General features: G+C 73.5%; 12 protein-coding genes and 2 tRNA genes. 7 read left to right on the forward strand and 7 right to left on the reverse strand.

The features are described from left to right. The first annotated feature begins 30 nt into the window (after window positions 1-30). The 3 genes from ACIQFX_RS31885 to ACIQFX_RS31895 all read left to right on the forward strand — a co-directional run bounded on the left by ACIQFX_RS31885 (window position 31) and on the right by ACIQFX_RS31895 (window position 1,326). The gene (locus tag ACIQFX_RS31885) at window positions 31-393 is read left to right on the forward strand and encodes a hypothetical protein (protein WP_402470392.1); all 363 of its coding nucleotides are present in this window, start codon (window positions 31-33) and stop codon (window positions 391-393) included. Between the two features lie 239 nt (window positions 394-632). Then, complete coding sequence (locus tag ACIQFX_RS31890; protein WP_402470394.1) at window positions 633-1,262, forward strand: hypothetical protein; 630 nt, start codon at window positions 633-635, stop codon at window positions 1,260-1,262. Continuing rightward, window positions 1,253-1,326 (forward strand) — tRNA-Lys (locus ACIQFX_RS31895). Before ACIQFX_RS31890 ends, ACIQFX_RS31895 begins: the two co-directional genes overlap by 10 nt. Before the next feature lie 127 nt (window positions 1,327-1,453). Here the strand turns inward: ACIQFX_RS31895 and ACIQFX_RS31900 are convergent. Further along, the gene (locus ACIQFX_RS31900) at window positions 1,454-2,704 is read right to left on the reverse strand and encodes a M6 family metalloprotease domain-containing protein (protein ID WP_402470397.1); all 1,251 of its coding nucleotides are present in this window, start codon (window positions 2,702-2,704) and stop codon (window positions 1,454-1,456) included. Between the two features lie 356 nt (window positions 2,705-3,060). Between ACIQFX_RS31900 and ACIQFX_RS31905 the strand changes: the two genes are divergently transcribed. Beyond that, window positions 3,061-4,956 (forward strand): putative bifunctional diguanylate cyclase/phosphodiesterase, encoded by a 1,896-nt coding sequence (locus tag ACIQFX_RS31905; RefSeq protein ID WP_402470400.1) that lies wholly within the window; start codon window positions 3,061-3,063, stop codon window positions 4,954-4,956. Between the two features lie 215 nt (window positions 4,957-5,171). On the opposite strand, the gene ACIQFX_RS31910 is transcribed toward ACIQFX_RS31905, so the two are convergent. Together ACIQFX_RS31910 and ACIQFX_RS31915 are read right to left on the reverse strand one after the other, a co-directional pair. After that, window positions 5,172-6,857, reverse strand: a complete 1,686-nt coding sequence (locus ACIQFX_RS31910) for a glycosyl hydrolase family 18 protein (protein ID WP_402470402.1) — start codon at window positions 6,855-6,857, stop codon at window positions 5,172-5,174. A gap of 257 nt (window positions 6,858-7,114) precedes the next feature. Then, the gene (locus ACIQFX_RS31915) at window positions 7,115-8,206 is read right to left on the reverse strand and encodes an LLM class flavin-dependent oxidoreductase (protein ID WP_402470405.1); all 1,092 of its coding nucleotides are present in this window, start codon (window positions 8,204-8,206) and stop codon (window positions 7,115-7,117) included. Between the two features lie 405 nt (window positions 8,207-8,611). On the opposite strand from ACIQFX_RS31915, the gene ACIQFX_RS31920 reads away from it, so the two are divergent. Together ACIQFX_RS31920 and ACIQFX_RS31925 are read left to right on the forward strand one after the other, a co-directional pair. After that, window positions 8,612-9,370 carry an IclR family transcriptional regulator gene (locus ACIQFX_RS31920; protein ID WP_017237127.1) on the forward strand — a complete coding sequence of 253 codons (759 nt, stop codon included), beginning with the start codon at window positions 8,612-8,614 and terminating at the stop codon, window positions 9,368-9,370. 76 nt (window positions 9,371-9,446) lie between these two features. Then, window positions 9,447-9,520 (forward strand) — tRNA-Lys (locus tag ACIQFX_RS31925). 64 nt (window positions 9,521-9,584) lie between these two features. Here ACIQFX_RS31925 and ACIQFX_RS31930 read toward each other — a convergent pair. From ACIQFX_RS31930 to ACIQFX_RS31940, 3 genes are all read right to left on the reverse strand, one after another. After that, window positions 9,585-10,247, reverse strand: a complete 663-nt coding sequence (locus ACIQFX_RS31930) for a LuxR C-terminal-related transcriptional regulator (protein ID WP_402470409.1) — start codon at window positions 10,245-10,247, stop codon at window positions 9,585-9,587. Further along, complete coding sequence (locus ACIQFX_RS31935) at window positions 10,175-11,479, reverse strand: sensor histidine kinase (RefSeq protein ID WP_402470412.1); 1,305 nt, start codon at window positions 11,477-11,479, stop codon at window positions 10,175-10,177. Before ACIQFX_RS31935 ends, ACIQFX_RS31930 begins: the two co-directional genes overlap by 73 nt. Window positions 11,480-11,598: 119 nt before the next feature. Continuing rightward, on the reverse strand, window positions 11,599-12,012 hold the full coding sequence (locus ACIQFX_RS31940) for an SsgA family sporulation/cell division regulator (RefSeq protein ID WP_402470413.1): 414 nt from the start codon (window positions 12,010-12,012) through the stop codon (window positions 11,599-11,601). Window positions 12,013-12,301: 289 nt separating this feature from the next. Here ACIQFX_RS31940 and ACIQFX_RS31945 point away from each other — a divergent pair, with 289 nt between their 5' ends. Further along, complete coding sequence (locus ACIQFX_RS31945) at window positions 12,302-13,687, forward strand: PucR family transcriptional regulator (protein ID WP_402470416.1); 1,386 nt, start codon at window positions 12,302-12,304, stop codon at window positions 13,685-13,687. Window positions 13,688-13,729: 42 nt separating this feature from the next. Here the strand turns inward: ACIQFX_RS31945 and ACIQFX_RS31950 are convergent, their stop codons facing one another. Further along, window positions 13,730-15,397, reverse strand: coding sequence for an AMP-binding protein (locus ACIQFX_RS31950; protein WP_402470418.1), 1,668 nt, complete (start codon window positions 15,395-15,397; stop codon window positions 13,730-13,732). Window positions 15,398-15,593: the final 196 nt, after the last annotated feature.

Here is a 15,593-nt window from a genome sequence, read left to right on the forward strand (position 1 = left end):
GGCCGTGCCTGCGCGAGGAGGAGAAGAACGATGGCGGAACCCGCGGAGCGGAGCGGACAGCGGCGGCTTCGGCCGGCCCCGCTGGTCTTCGAGCCTGCCGAGGCGACCGCCGATCCGGAGCATTTCTTCGACCTGGAGTCGATGGAGGATCCTCGGGAGCTCCTCGCCCGCGCGACCGAGCTGACGCTGGCGTTCCGGGCGGCCACGGACCGGGCGACCGAGTTCCAGGCCATCGCCGCCGCCCAGCTCGCGGACCCGCGCCGGTTCGACCGGCTGACGGCCGCGGCCGTCGCCGAGCGGGCCCAGTGGACCGAGGACTACGCGGTGAAGATGATCGAGTTCGGTCGCGACCTGATCCGGACGAACGGCCGGCCGGCGGAGGAGCAGGCCTAGGAAAGCCGGGTCTTTGGGGGCCCGTGCGGGCGGCAGGGCGCCCGACTACGGGGCGACAGGGCCCCGGGCTCCGAAGCCGCAGGGCGCCCGGCGCGGGCCCGCGCGCCTGCCCGGAGCATCTGCGCCCCGCGTGCGCCCCCTGGCATATGCGGGGCGCACGATACTCCTCACCGGACCCTCCTGTCCGGGAATCCGTGAACCCTCGGAAACCGGTCGGTTACGGCGGGTAGACCTGACGCATGACGACCTGGCTGCGCGACGAGACCCCGCACGACATCTTCCGGTTCCTCCGGGAAGGTGACGAGGGACGGCACCAGACGGCCCGGGTGACCGCCGACGGGGCCGCGTGGCTCGCCTCGGCCGCCGGCGGGCACGGGACCGCGCTCACCCGCTGGGAGGCCCGGCCGGCCTCGCCCGCGGCGCTGCCCTGCGGGACGGTCTTCGACGTCGTCAACGTGGACCCGGTCTTCGGGCGCCGGATGCTGGACCGCCTGTGGGAGGAGGGCCCCGGCTCGGGGCCGGTCGCGATGCACCGGGGCCGGATGATGCTGTTCGCCGCGCCGGGTACGGCCCAGCGGCTGCCGGCCCTGCTCGACTGGGAGGAGTGGGGGGAAGCCGTCCCCCGGCCGCTCTGCCACGGCGTCGGGGACGCGGTGACCGTGCCGCCGCTCGCACCCTCCGCCGACGCCGCCGGGCCCCGCTGGCTGGTCGCCCCCGACACCCGGCACCCGTGGCTGCCGGGCCCCGAGGTCGTGCTGTGGGCCTGCGTGCGGGCCGTCCGGGCGGCTTCCGCCGTCGACGTGCGGGTATCGATTTTTCCTCCCGCCGATCCGGATGCTAATGTCTACGACGTCAGCAGGCGCCGCTAGCTCAGTTGGTTAGAGCAGCTGACTCTTAATCAGCGGGTCCGGGGTTCGAGTCCCTGGCGGCGCACCGACGGAAGAAGCCCCTCGCGGAAGCGGGGGGCTTCTTCGTGTTCCGGTCCTCGGGGACCGGCACCCGGTCCGTGGGCCCGGCACGTGGCCCCGCGGGCCCGTCGCACGGGCTCGCGGGCGGGGGCTCAGTCGACGGCCGGCGGGGTGACGCGTACCGTCCAGCCGCCCGTCGAGGTCCGGTCCGTGACCTCGACGCGGACGCCGGTCCCGGGCACGGTGAGGGTCTCGCCCTCCTCTAGCGGGGCGTCCGCGAGCGGCGGGTAGACCGAGCGGTCCCAGCAGGCCTCGGTGCGCGGGTGCGCGTCGACGACCTCGACGGGGCCGTCACCGGAGGCCGCGCCGGCCCGTACCCGGTAGACGAGGACGCCCTCGGTGCACGTCTCGGCGTCGTTGCCCCGGGCACTGCGGGCCTCGATCGCGAGGACGCTGTCGGGGCCGGTGCGGACGACGGCGAGCCGGGTGCCGAGGGTGCCGCCGACCGAGGGCGGGGCGTCGCTCGGCTCCAGGCTGACCACCCGGGTGCCGGCGCCCTGGACGCAGCTCACCTGGGCCCGGGACAGCCAGCCGAGCTTCCACTTGTGCCAGCCGAACATGTCGGGGGCGAGCCCGAACTGGCTGCCCATGACGTCCCAGTCCCCGACGTGGGTGTCCCAGTCGCCCTTGCCGTCCGCCGGCCGGTGGTAGAGGTCGGGCAGGTCGAAGACGTGGCCGGTCTCGTGGGCGAGGACGTTGCGGTCGGGCGGGTGCCGCTCGAAGACCGTGACGACCCGCTTGATCTCGGCGCCGTCGGCCTCCAGGGGCCGCTCCAGGTTGACGACCTTGGTGGCGTCCGAGTCCACACCGGGCGCGTCCGGGTCGGCGACCAGGTAGACGATGTCGTACGCGGAGAAGTCGACGTCCGGGTCGGCGGCGGCGATGGCGTCGCGGAGGTACGCGGTGCGCTTCCCCGCGTCCCAGTCCCGCCGTATGTCGTACGCCCCCGACTCCTTCGGCATCGGGGTCCAGGTGCTCCGGGGGTGCGGGCGGAGGGCGAAGCGCCCGTAGGAGGCGCGGTCGAAGAACTCGCTGGTGGCGGGGAAGTGGTCGGCGGCGAGCTCGGCCGGCTCGGTGAGCGGCTCGGAGTCCGGGAACGACAGGAAGACCATGACCGCGTCGAGGGAGCTGGTCGGGCGCGGGTAGGAGCCGTTCCAGGTGTCGAGGCCGAGTGAGTGGTGGGCGGCGGTACGGGGCAGGGCGCAGGGACCCGCGGACGGCGCGCCGACGGCGGGGCCCGCGACGAGGCCGGTGGCGGCCAGGGCGACGAGCGAGGTGAAGGCGGCCGCTCCCGCGCGCAGCCGCGAGCGTTCCACTCCCCCGAGTGGCTGCTGACCCCTCACGTGGACCTCCGGATCGCGAATGCGGGACACCCCACCCACATTGTGACGTTTTGCGAGGTTTCGCACGTTTCCGCTGCCCCGGTCGGGTGAGGGCACGCCACGAGGTCGACGCGAGACGGACGCACTTCAGCTCACGGAAAGTCACATTCGGTCATGCCGTCGTCGACCCGTGTCACACCCGCGCAGAATCGATCGGGCGACGCACGGGGGTGGCCATCGCCACACGGGTGGGCGCCCCTCGCACGCGTCCCGAAGCTGGAACGCTCCCCCGCACGGGCTCTATGATCGGCTCACTCTTCCTTGGCCGACCGTCCCGACCACATGCGACCGGCCCGACTGCACTACGGGAGCGAGCGGTGAGCGGAACCCCCGAAGGACCGGTGCACCCAGAACCGCCGGAGAAGCGCGCACTCACGGAGCGTCACGCCGAGCGTCCGAGCCCCGCGGGCCGGCCTGGCGAGCGCTCCGACTCCGAACTCCGCGACTACCGCGCCGCCTTCCGGGTCTCCCGGCTCGCCATGGCCGTCGTCGACCAGGACGGCACCGTCGTCACCGCCAACGACTCCTTCGGCGCGCTCCTCGGCACCGACGCCGGCGCGCTCCGCGAGCAGGCCGCCGCCGACCTCGTCGACCTCTCCTCCGACGGCCGCACCTGGCACGCGTACCGCGAGGTGCTGCGCGGCCGCCGCTCCCGCTTCCGCTGCACCCGGCGCCTCAAGCACCCCGACGGGCACTCCCTGTGGGCGGAGATCACCGTCGCCCCCGTGCCCGACAGCCCGCGCGTCCTGCTGTCGGTCGCCGACATCAGCGACCGGCGCGAGCTCCAGGCGCGGCTGCGCCACCTCCAGATGCACGACCCGGTGACCCGGCTGCCCAACCGGGCGCTGTTCTTCGAGCGCCTGTCGGCGGCCCTGGAGACCGCCGTGCCGGACGCCGCGGAGGAGGAGGTGCCGGTCGGCCCCGCACACCGGCCCGACCGTTCATACGAGTCGTACGGGTATGGCAGAACAGGGCGGATCGGTCTCTGCTACCTCGACCTCGACGGCTTCAAGGCGGTCAACGACACCCTCGGCCACCGGGTCGGCGACCGGCTCCTCGCCGCCGTCGCCGCCCGTCTGACGGAGTGCGCGGACAGCGACGGCTACACGCGCAGCGGCGGGCACCTGGTGGCGCGGCTCGGCGGCGACGAGTTCGCGATCCTGGTCGAGGACTCCACCGGCACCGAGCAACTCGCGGACCTGGCGCGCTCGGTGCTGTGCGCGCTCCAGCACCCCTTCGACCTGGCCGGCCAGCGACTCTCGGTCTCCGCGTCGATCGGCGTGGTCGAGCGCTCCGCGCGCGGGACGACGGCGACCGCCCTGATGCAGGCCGCGGACACCACGCTGTACTGGGCCAAGGCCGACGGCAAGGCCCGCTGGACCCTCTTCGACCCGGAGCGCAACGCGCACCGGATGACCCGGCAGGCGCTCTCCTCGACGCTGCGGCCCGCCGTGGACCTCGGCGAGTTCACCCTGGAGTACCAGCCGCTGGTGAACCTGTCGGACGGCGGGGTGCGCGGGGTGGAGGCGCTGGTGCGCTGGAACCACCCGCAGTTCGGCTCCCTCGCGCCGAATCGGTTCATCGGGATCGCCGAGGAGGACGGCTCCATCGTGGAGCTCGGGCGGTGGGTCCTGAACACCGCCTGCCGGCAGGCCCGGCAGTGGCAGAAGGACCATCCGCGGGAGCGCCCGATCTTCGTGAGCGTCAACGTGGCGGTGCGCCAGGTCTGGGACTCCGACCTGGTCGCGGACGTCGCCGGCATCCTCGCCGAGACCGGGCTCGCCCCGCACCTGCTCCAGCTGGAACTGACCGAGTCCGCCGTGATGGGCTCGGCCGGCCGGCCGCTCCAGGCACTCCAGGCGCTGAGCGACATGGGGGTGCGGATCGCCATCGACGACTTCGGCACCGGCTACTCGAACCTGGCCTATCTCAGCCGGCTCCCCGTCTCCGTGCTCAAGCTCGACGGCTCCTTCGTCCGGGGGTTCCAGGACGAGGAGCACGCCAACCCGGCGGACGAGCTGATCGTCGAGGCGCTCGTGCACCTCGCGCACCGGCTCGGCCTCACCGTCACCGCCGAGTGCGTCGAGACCTCCGGTCAGGCCGACCGGCTGCGGCGCATCGGCTGCGACACGGGCCAGGGCTGGCTGTACTCGCGGGCGGTGGCCCCGGACCGGATCGCCGAGCTGATCGGCTCGGAGCCCCTGCCGGTCTGACCGCGCCCGACGACCCGGGCGCCCGGCGCACCCGATGCCCGGACCCGTCCGGCGCGGGGCGGACGAGCAGCCGGGCGGACGAGCAGCCGGGCGGACGGGCGAGCGGGCGAGCGGGCGAGCGAGCGGGCGAGCGGCTCCGGGCATGGAACTGCCCCCGGCCGGAGGGACATTCCGGGCGGGGGCAGTGGTCATGGGGGGTTCAGCGGGTCAGGCACTCAGCAGGCGCCGAGGTCCTGCCAGACGCCCCACTCACCGGTGGTGCCGGGGGTCTCGTTCTGGGTCCACCACTTGGCCTTCCACTTGCGGCCGTTGTGGGAGACCTCGTTGCCCGCGTTGTAGACCGTTCCGGCCACGTACGCCGGGACGGAGCCGCAGCCCGAGGTGGGCGGGGTGGTGGTCGGCGGCGTCGTCGTCGGCGGGGTGGTCGTCGGCGGCGTCGTGGTCGGCGGGGCGGTGGTGCCGCCGAGCGCGGTGTTGATCTGCTTCAGCAGGGTGGCGTTCTCGTCCAGGCCGAGGAGCGAGTACATCATCGCGCCGGCCAGGCCGCGCTGCTTGGCGTAGTCCACGCGGGCCTGGATGGACTTCTGGTTCAGGCCGGTGAAGAACTCGCCGTCCTTGTAGAAGTACGAGGACTTCGACTGGTCGTCCCAGAAGGTCGTCGACGCGTTGTCGACGATGCCGCCGAGCTCCTTGTAGTGCGCGATGCCGGCCTGCTGGCTGAGCGGGCGGGCGTTGGAGCCGCCGGTCGCGGTCTGCGCGAGGCCGTTGGTGGTCCCGGCGGGGACGCCCTTCCAGCCGCGGTAGTAGAACTCGTAGCCCAGGGTCAGCTTGTTGGCGGGGAAGCCGCCGGCGATGCCGTAGGTCGGGTTGCCGTCGATCCAGGAGTCGATGGCCGAGTCGATGCTGTACTTCTCCGTGCCCGGCGCGATGACGTCGGTCGGGTCGTTCGGCGAGGGGTACAGCGGGGACTGGTGGTACGTCGGCCCGTCGCCGTCCCAGGCGCCGTGCATGTCGTACGTCATGATGTTGGCGTAGTCGAGGTACTGACCGATCTTGTCGGTCTCGATGTACTTGATCTTGTCCTGGCCGGCCGGGAGGGCCGAGGTCAGCAGGTACTTCTTGCCGCCGTTGGCGGCGCCGTACTCGTCGAGCTGCTTGCGGAACTCGGCGAGGAGCAGCGTGAAGTTCTGCTTGTCCTCGGGGCCGTAGTGGTTGCCGAGGTGGCCGCCGGAGGAGCCCGGGTACTCCCAGTCGATGTCGATGCCGTCGAAGATGCCGGCGGCCGTGCCCGCGCCGCCGTAACCGCCCTCGACGGGCAGGTTGCCCTTGATGTACTGGTCGATGCAGGAGGCGACGAACTTCTTACGGCTCGCGTCCGTCAGGGCCGCGTCGTGGAAGTACTTCGAGTAGGTCCAGCCGCCGAGCGAGATGTTGATCTTCAGGTGGGGGTACTTCGCCTTCAGTTCCTTGAACTGGTTGAAGACGCCCACGATCGGCTGGTCCCACTTGTCGGCGACGCCGTCGACGGAGTCGGCCGCACTGAAGGACTTCTGGTAGTCGGCGTACGAGTCGCCCGCACCGTCACCCGCGTTGGGGTTGTTGTCGTCACCCGCGGCCTTGTTGGCCTCGAAACAGGTGAGGTTGGTGGGGTGGATGTTGCCGAACGAGTAGTTGATGACGTCCAGCTGGCTCGCGATACCCCGGGTGTCGAGGTGCTTGGGGTAGAACGCGTTGCCGTAGATGCTCCACTGGTCGTAGTACGCGATGCGCACGTTGCCCGTAGAGGCGGTGGTCGTCGTGTCGGCCGCCTGGGCGGAGCCGAGGCCGACGGTCGCGGCGAGCGTACCGGCGGCGAGGGCCGAGCTCAGGAGCGCGGCGATCAAGGGCTTACGGGGGTGCACGTGCGGCCTCCGATGGGGGGAGTACTGGGTGGTGCCGTACAGGAGCTGAGGAAGTGATAGCCGCCGCGTGAACGGCGCGTCAATGGTCTGAACCAGATTGAGGACTAGACCAATTTGACGGTGAAAGCCCTTGTCAGAGGCGTGCAGCACAAAACGGAACCGCCCGCCACCATCGGTGACGAGCGGTTTAAGGTTCACTTAGGACAGATCCGGGGTTCGTTCGGGAGTGAACCAACCGGTCTCCGGAACTCCGGTTCTCACCCGGCCGAACCGTCCTCGGGGTCCGGCAGCACGGGGAGTTCGTACGCGTCGGCGATCAACTCGTAGCTCCGCACCCGCGCTTCTCCGCCGTGCCCGTTGGCCGTGATCATCAGCTCGTCGGCGCCCGTCCGCTTGCGCAGGTCGTCGAGGCCGGCCCGGACCTCGTCCGGCGTGCCGTACACGACGTTCGCCAGCCAGCCGTCCACGAACTCCCGCTCCGCGGGGCTGAATCCGTACGCCTCCGCCTCCTCGGGCGTCGGCACCAGGCCGGGCCGGCCCGTGCGCAGCCGCAGCATCGCGAGGGCGCCGGCCAGGACCTCGCGGCGGGCCCGCGCGGCCTCGTCGGCGGCGAGCGCCGAGACGCCGATCATCGCGTAAGGGGCGTCGAGGACCGCCGACGGCCGGAACGAGTCCCGGTAGAGGTCGAGCGCCGGGATCGTGTTCCGCGCCGAGAAGTGGTGGGCGAAGGCGAAGGGCAGGCCGAGCAGCCCGGCGAGGCGGGCGCTGAAGCCGGAGGAGCCGAGCAGCCAGATCGGCGGGCGCCCCTTCGGACCCTGCACCGGGCCCGGCACGGCGTGGATCCGGGCGTACGGGTGCCCGTCCGGGAAGTCGTCGTCCAGGAACCGGGTCAGCTCGGCCAGCTGCTCGGGGAAGTCGTCGGCCCCCTCGTTCAGCGAGTCCGTGCGCCGCAGGGCGGCCGCCGTGGCCCCGTCGGTGCCCGGCGCACGCCCGAGCCCGAGGTCGATCCGGCCCGGGGCGAGCGCCTCCAGGGTGCCGAACTGCTCGGCGATGACGAGCGGGGCGTGGTTGGGGAGCATGACGCCGCCCGAACCGAGCCGGATGCGCCGGGTGTGGGCGGCGAGGTGGGCGAGGATCACCGCCGGGGACGAGGAGGCGACTCCCGGCATGGAGTGGTGCTCGGCCACCCAGTGGCGGTGGAAGCCGCGCCGCTCGGCGAGCCGGCTCAGCTCGACGCTGGTGGCGAGCGCCTGGGTCGCGGTCCGCCCGCTGCCGACGGTCACCAGGTCCAGTACGGACAGCGGTACGGGCGCGCTGCCCCGCGCCTCTCCTCGAATAGCGTCGGTCACCGTCGAGACCCTCCTCGGCACACGTGCGGATCCATCTCCGGAGGCTTCTCCGGGTGCGCGGCCGGACGCTCGCCCGGACACATCAGGGCTACAACAGGAGGGTGTCTCCGTTTATTCCGCCGGGAAAGGAGGGTTCTCGGCCACCGGGAGAGCGTCGGCCGGGTCCGCTCCCCCGGAGAAAATCTCCCGTTAGCCGCCGGCCGAACGCACCCGGGAGCGCCGTCGCGCACCGCCCTGACCTCAGGCTCTCCGCACCACTCATGACTTGGGCATATGCCAGAAGGGTGCACCCCAGCTTAGGGGCCGGATCGTCCGCATCATTCTCGCCAACAGCCGCCCCGCAAAAGGCCCTTGGCGGTTATCGTGGTACGAAAGCTTGCGGTCACAACCTGGTAGGGGGAAACCGTGGCGCTGAAGCCCGAGCCCACCGCGCCGTTCCACTCGGTGCAATACGCCCTGCGCGTCCTCGAGACGGTGTCACGGCACGGGGGCGGAGTGACGGACGTCCAGATCGCGCGCGAGACCGGCCTGCCCGTGGCCCACCTGTCCTCACTGCTCCTCATGCTCCGGCGCGAGGGGTACGTCGAGCAGGTGGCCGACGGCGCGTACGTGATCGGGGACTCCCTCGTCCTCCTCGGCTCCGGCCTGACCCGCCGCGAAGCCCTGGAGGCGAAGCTCCAGGAGACCCTGACCGAGCTGCGCGACTCCGTCGGCGCCGCGGTCTACATCAGCCGGTACATCGACGGCGAAGTGAAGATCACCCAGTTCGCCGACGGCCCTCGCACGCCCAAGGTGAACGAGTGGGTCGACTTCCGCTCGGCCGCGCACGCCAGCGCGGTCGGCAAGTGCCTGCTCACACAGCTCGACCAGAACGGCCGGCGGGACCACCTCTCCCGGCACAAGATCGCCCGGCTGACCTCCCGGACGATCACCAGCGAACGCATCCTCTTCTCGAAGCTCGACAGCCAGCCGGCGACCGTCCCCGTCCTCGACCTCCAGGAGTACGCGGTGGGCACGGTCTGCGCCGCCGTCCCGCTCACGGCGGGCTCGGCCGTGGGCTGCCTGGCGCTGTCCCTGCCGATCGAGCACGCCCACCGGCTGCGCGCGGCGGCCGACACGCTCAACCGCAGGGCCGCCCCGGTGGTGCTCTCGCTGGCGATCTGAGGACACGTGGAGACCCGGTCCCGCGGGGTGGTCGGAAGCACCCCTCGGGACCAGGTAGTATTTTCTCTGTCAGCAGGCGCCGCTAGCTCAGTTGGTTAGAGCAGCTGACTCTTAATCAGCGGGTCCGGGGTTCGAGTCCCTGGCGGCGCACCGACAGAGAAAGCCCCTCGCGAGAGCGAGGGGCTTTCTTGTCGTTCCCTCCCGGCGCCGCCCGTCAGGCCCGGAGGTAGGTGAGGACGGCGAGCACCCGGCGGTGGGTGTCCTCCGCCGGCGGCAGGCCGAGCTTCGCCAGGATGTTCCCGATGTGCTTGCCGACGGCGGCCTCGGTCACCACCAGGCGCCGGGCGATCTCCGCGTTCGAGTGGCCCTCCGCGACCAGGCCGAGGACCTCCCGCTCGCGCGGGGTCAGCGCCTCCAGGGGGTCCCGGTGCCGACGCAGCAGCTGCCGCACGACCTCGGAGTCGACGACCGTGCCGCCGTCCGCGACCTGGGCGAGGGCCTCGACGAACTCCCCGACCTGGCCCACCCGGTCCTTCAGGAGGTAGCCGACGCCGGTGCCGTCCCCCGAGTCGAGGAGGTCGGCGGCGTAGCTGCGCTGCACGTACTGGCTGAGGACGAGCACCGGCAGGCCGGGCCGCTCGGCGCGGAGCGCGACCGCGGCACGCAGCCCCTCGTCCTGGAAACCGGGCGGCATCCGGACGTCGGTCACCACGACGTCCGGCGCGTGGGCGGCGACCGCCTCGCGCAGCCCGTCCGCGTCGCCGACGGCGGCGACGACCTCGTGGCCGAAACGGGCCAGGAGCCCTATGAGTCCCTCCCGGAGGAGGACGCCGTCCTCGGCGAGGACGACGCGGAGCTTGCGGGGAGCGGTCGGCACGGGATCTCCACTCGGAGCAGGGTCGGCCCGCCCGGCGGGCTCATGATCGCCAGTGTGCCATCGAGGACGGCGATCCGGTCGGCGAGTCCGGTGAGTCCGCTCCCCCGGGCCGGGTCCGCCGCGCCCCGCCCGTCGTCCTCGACGTCGAGCCGCAGCACGCCGCCGGCGTGCCGGGCGGTGATCGCCGCCCGGGTCGCCCCGCTGTGCTTGCCGATGTTCGCGAGCGCCTCGCAGCCGGCGAAGTAGCCGGCGCTCTCCACGCTCACCGGCAGCCGGGGCAGCTCGATGTCGGTGTCGACGGGCACGGCGGAGCGGTCGGCGGCGTCCGCGAGCGCCGCGCCGAGGCCGTAGTCGGCGAGGACCTGGGGGTGGATGCCGTGGATCAGCTCGCGCAGCTCGGTGAGGACCTGACCGGCCTCCGCGTGCGCCTTCGCCAGCTGTCCGGCGAGCGGGCCCGGCGGGGCGTCGAGCCGCGCCAGACCGAGGGTCATGGTGAGGGCGACCAGGCGCTGCTGGGCCCCGTCGTGGAGATCCCGCTCGATGCGGCGCCGCTCCGCCTCGAAGGCGTCGACGAGCCGGGCCCGTGAGGCGATGACCTCGCCGATCCCGTCCTCCCTCCCGGCCTCCCGGGGGCTGAGCAGGGCGCGGGCGAGGGCCGCGCGGGCCCCGGCGACGGCCGCCAGCGGGTAGGAGAGGACCACCAGGAGCACGGCGCCGAGGAGCGCCGCGGCGAAGGCCTCGGGATAGGAGGTCACCAGGTACGCCTTGACGGCCTTCGTCTCCGCCCCGTCCACCGCGTACCGGACCGGGGTGGCGAGCAGCACGGCGGGCAGCCCGACGCCGACCGCGAGCACGAGCAGGTCGAGCGGCCACAGCACGGTCGCGAGCAGGAGGGCGTACGCGAGCTCCCGCCAGGTGGCCTGCTCCCCCGCCCGCAGCCGGAGCCAGGCGCCGAGCCCGGGGGCGGTGGGGACCCGGTGCGGGCCGGGCGCCGGGTCCCGGTCCACGAGCCGCAGCCGCCACCGCTCGATCCCACCGACCGCCGGCCCGGAGAGCAGCAGCAGCGGCAGCCCCACCAGGAACAGCGAGAACACCCCGAGGACCAGGAACACCAGGCCGACGGCGGCGCCGGTCACCGCGCCGGTCGCGAGGTACCCGGCGGCCCGCCACGGCCAGACGCCGAGCGGGAAGCGGGGCCGGGTCAGTGCCTGCCAGGGGTTACGGGGTTCCATGTCCGCCCACGCTAGGCGGGACGCCCCGGTCGGGGCCATGGGCCTGGAGGGTGCGGCGGGGTGGGGCGGGCCCTACCCCCGCCGCCGTACGGGCCGGGCGGGGACCTTCCGGACGGGCCCTACGGGTTGAGGAGGGCGTCCAGGACGCGGGTCAGGCCGGTGCCGTCGGACTCCGTGCCCGGCGGGACCAGGTCGAGGGTGCGGCCGAGGAAGGCGGAGACCGTGGCGGCCCGGGTGCGCAGGAAGGCGTCACCGTCGGGCGACCGCAGCAGGATGTTCAGCTCGTGCTCGGCGCCCGTCGCCGTCGGCCACACGCGGACGTCTCCTTCGCCGGCCGCCCGGAAGAGTCCTTCGAGGAGCAGTTCGCGGGCGAAGGTCCACACGACCGGGGCGGCCGCGTCGGCGTGGAAGACGATCCGCACGGCGAAGGGGTCGTCCGCCCTGTACAGCAGGCGGGTCAGGACCGGGACGCCGTGCCCGGGCGACAGCAGCAGGTCCATCACGAGGTCGCGTTCCACCACGGCGCCGTCCATGACGTGATCACTCCGTTCGTACTCTCAGCGGTGTCCGGAGAAACGAGACGGGCGGGATGCGGCAACCGGCCCGGCGCGGATGCTGTCGCCGCGAACAGGCGGGCCCCTCCGGTTTTGTCGGCCGGGACAAACGGAGCCGCGACGTCCCCGCGTCACCACCGCGGGACCCCCTCACCCCGCGAACGCACGCACGACGACCGCCGTATCCGGCCACAGCACCGTCCCCCGGGCCGCCCCGGCCGCCCTCCGGCCCCCGCGCACCGCGCCCCGGCCCGCCTACGGTGACGGCATGGGGGCACTGCTCAGCGAGGAATCCACCGGCCGGCCGACCGGCACGCCGCAGGCGACGGCGACGGCGACGGCGACGGCGACGGCGACGAAGGCACCGGCCGGCTCGACATCCGTCGGTACGGCACAGGCCGACGCGGTCTCCGTCGGCTCGGTGTCCGCCGGCTCGGTGTCCGCCGGCTCGGTGTCCGTCGACGCGGCGAGGAGGCTGGCCACGGCGCTCCTGGTCCGGCTGCCGGAGCTGGCCGAGGCGACGACCCGGCACATCCGCGAGGAGCTGTCGGTCTACCAGGCCTCGGCGCCGACGGGACACGACGACCTGTACCTGTCGGTGCGGGACAACATCGAGTTCACGCTGCGCCGGCTGGCCCGCGAGGAGGACGTCTCCCTGGCCGCCCCCCGCGCCACCGGCCGGCTGCGCGCCGAGCAGGGGGTGCCGCTGGCTTCGGTGCAGTCCGCGTTCCGGATCGGCTACCGGACCTTCTGGGGGTCCATGGTCGCCGAGGCCGCCCGCACCGGCATCGTGACCGACTCCGAGCTGGTGGCGATGGCCGGCGACGTGTGGCGGTTCAACGACGAGTCCACCACCGCGGTCGTCAACGCCTACAACGAGCGGGCCGTCGCCCTCATGGTCCAGCGCGACCAGCAGCGGTCGGCCCTCGTCGACGTCGTGCTGCGCGGCGGGATGGGCAACCCCGGTTCCGTCCTGGAGGCGGCGGACCTGCTCACCCTCCCGTACGACGGGACGTTCGTGGTCGTGGTCGCCCAGGTGCCCGGGCTCGCCCGGCAGGCGCTGCCGGACATCGAACCGGCGCTGCGCGACCAGGACATGGGGTCGGCGTGGCGGCTCACCCCCGACGCGCAGATCGGGGTCGTGTCGATGCGCGGCGACGACGGCGCGATGGGCCGGCTCGTCGAGACGCTGCGGGTGCTGACCGTGCACCGGGCCGGCGTCAGTCCCCGCTACACGCGCCTCGACCAGACGCCGCAGGCGCTCCACCTCGCGCAGGTCGCCCTCGCGGGGGCCGCGCCCCACGACGAGACGGTCTCGCTGTTCGACGACGCCCCGCTGCCGATGCTGGTGGTGAGCGCCCCGTCCACCGCCTCGCGGATCGGCCACCAGGTGCTCGGCGAGCTGATGGACCTGCCCGAGGCGCAGCGGGACCAGCTGCTGACCACGATGTCCACGTACTTCCGGGTGGACGGGTCGGCGGAGAAGGCGGCGAAGCTGCTGTTCTGCCACGCCAACACCGTGCGCTACCGGCTGCGCCGCATCGAGCAGCTCTCCGGGCGGTCCTTCGAGCGGCGCCTCGACTCGGCCGAGCTGTACATCGCGCTCCAGGCCCTGCTGCACCTGCCCGGCGTGGTCCGCGACCCGCTGGAATGACCCCGGGGGGCCACCCCTACGGGTGGGCCTGGGCGCGGGTCCCTACGGGTAGGCCTGGGGGCGGCCCTGCCGCGTGTAGCGGGCGCGGAGGGCGTCAAGCGCGGCCCCGGTCAGGGGCTCGTAGGGGGCGTCGGGGGCCGGGCGCCACCAGACGGGGTCCGGGCAGAGGAAGGAGGCCCGGCGCAGGCCCACGCGGTGGATCTTGTTGGTCGCGGTGAGGGGCAGTTCGGGCAGGACGCGGACGAAGCGCGGCGGCATCTTCGTGCCCAGGTCCGGCTGGGCGGCGAGGAAGTCGGCGAAGGCCGCGGGGTCGAAGTCCGCGCCCTCGCGCAGGGCGAGCGCCGCCATGACCTGGTCGCCCGCGACCGGGTCCGGTACCGCGTAGACGGCGACCCCGGCGGCCCGGTCCCAGCGGGCGAGGACGTGCTCGATCATCGCCGCCGCCAGGTTCTCGCTGTCGACCCGCAGCCGGTCGTCCGTACGGCCCGCGAAGTAGAGGAAGCCGTCGGCGTCCCGGTAGAAGAGGTCGCCCGTCCAGTACCAGCCGTCGCGCAGCCGGGCGGCCTCGGCCTCGGGGTTGCGCCAGTAGCCCTCGAAGGGCGAGCGGCCGCGGTTGACGAGTTCCCCGACGGCCTCGGAGGTGTTGAGGAGCAGGCCTGTGGGAGAGAAGCGGGCCGGTGCGCAGACCTCGCCGGTCTCGGCGTCGATCACCGCCAGGTCGTCGCCCGGCGCGGCCCGACCGATCGCCCCGGGCGGGGTGTCGGGGGTCCGCTGGATCGCCGCGCCGCCCTCGGAGGAGCCGTACCCCTCCACGAGCGGGACCCCGAAGCGCTCGCGGAAGCGGGCCGCGTCGACCGCCCCCGCCTCGGTGCCGAAGCCGAGGCGGAGCGGGTGCGCGCGGTCGTCGGGGGCGGGCGGGGTGGCGAGCAGGTACTGGACGGCCCGGCCCACGTAGGTGAAGTAGGTGGCGCCGAAGCGGCGCACGTCGGGCAGGAAGCGGGAGGCCGAGAAGCGGGCCCGCAGGGCGACCCCTGCTCCGGCGGCGAGTGCGGGCGCCCAGTCGGCGATCACGGCGTTGCCGTGGAACATCGGCATGCAGACGTAGTGGACGTCGTCCCGGCCGACCCCGAAGTGGGAGACGAGGGAGGCCCCGGCGGCCGCGAGCCGCCCCTGGCTGCACAGCGCGGCCTTGGGCGCGCCCGTGGAACCGGAGGTGAAGGAGAGCAGGAAGCGGCTGTCGGGGCGTACGGGACCGAGGGCCGCGTCTCCCGGGCGGGCGCCGGCGTAGGGCGCGAGGAGGGCCCGGTAGGCGTCGGTGTCCGTGACCAGGATGCGCACGCCCGGCAGCGGGAGCCCGTCGAGGAGGGGCAGGTGGGCGCGCTGGGTCACCAGGACCCGGCAGGCGGTGTGCCGGATGTCCCGGGCGAGTTCGGCGCCTCGCCGGGTCGGGTTGATCCCGGCGACGGCGGCCCCCGCGAGGGCCGCCGCGCTGAGCCAGAGCGGGTACTCCGGCGTGTTGTCGAGCAGGATGCCGAGGTGCGGCTCGCCCCCCGGCACGGGTGGCATCAGGTCCACGAGCAGTGCGGCCCGCGCGGCGGCGCCGGCGGCGACCTGGTGGTGGGTGAGGGTGTGCTGCTCGTCCCTCAGGCCGATCCGGTGGTCGCCCCATTGGCGTCGTACGAGCTCCGCGACGGTGTCCGCACCCCTCATGGGCCGGACTGTAACTGACATATCGTCAGAACTGAACGGCCGCGACCTGACGACCGGCCCGCCGACTGCCCCGCCGGGCGGGGGGGGGGCCCCCCGGGGGGGGGGGGCGGCCCCGGGGGGGGGGGGGGGGGCCGGCGGCGGGGGGGGCGGGGGCGGGGGGGCCGGAGGGGGCCCCCCCCCCCGCCGCGGGGGCCGC

Origin of the sequence: Streptomyces sp. NPDC093089 (assembly GCF_044754405.1) — a bacterium.
Lineage (GTDB): Bacteria > Actinomycetota > Actinomycetes > Streptomycetales > Streptomycetaceae > Streptomyces.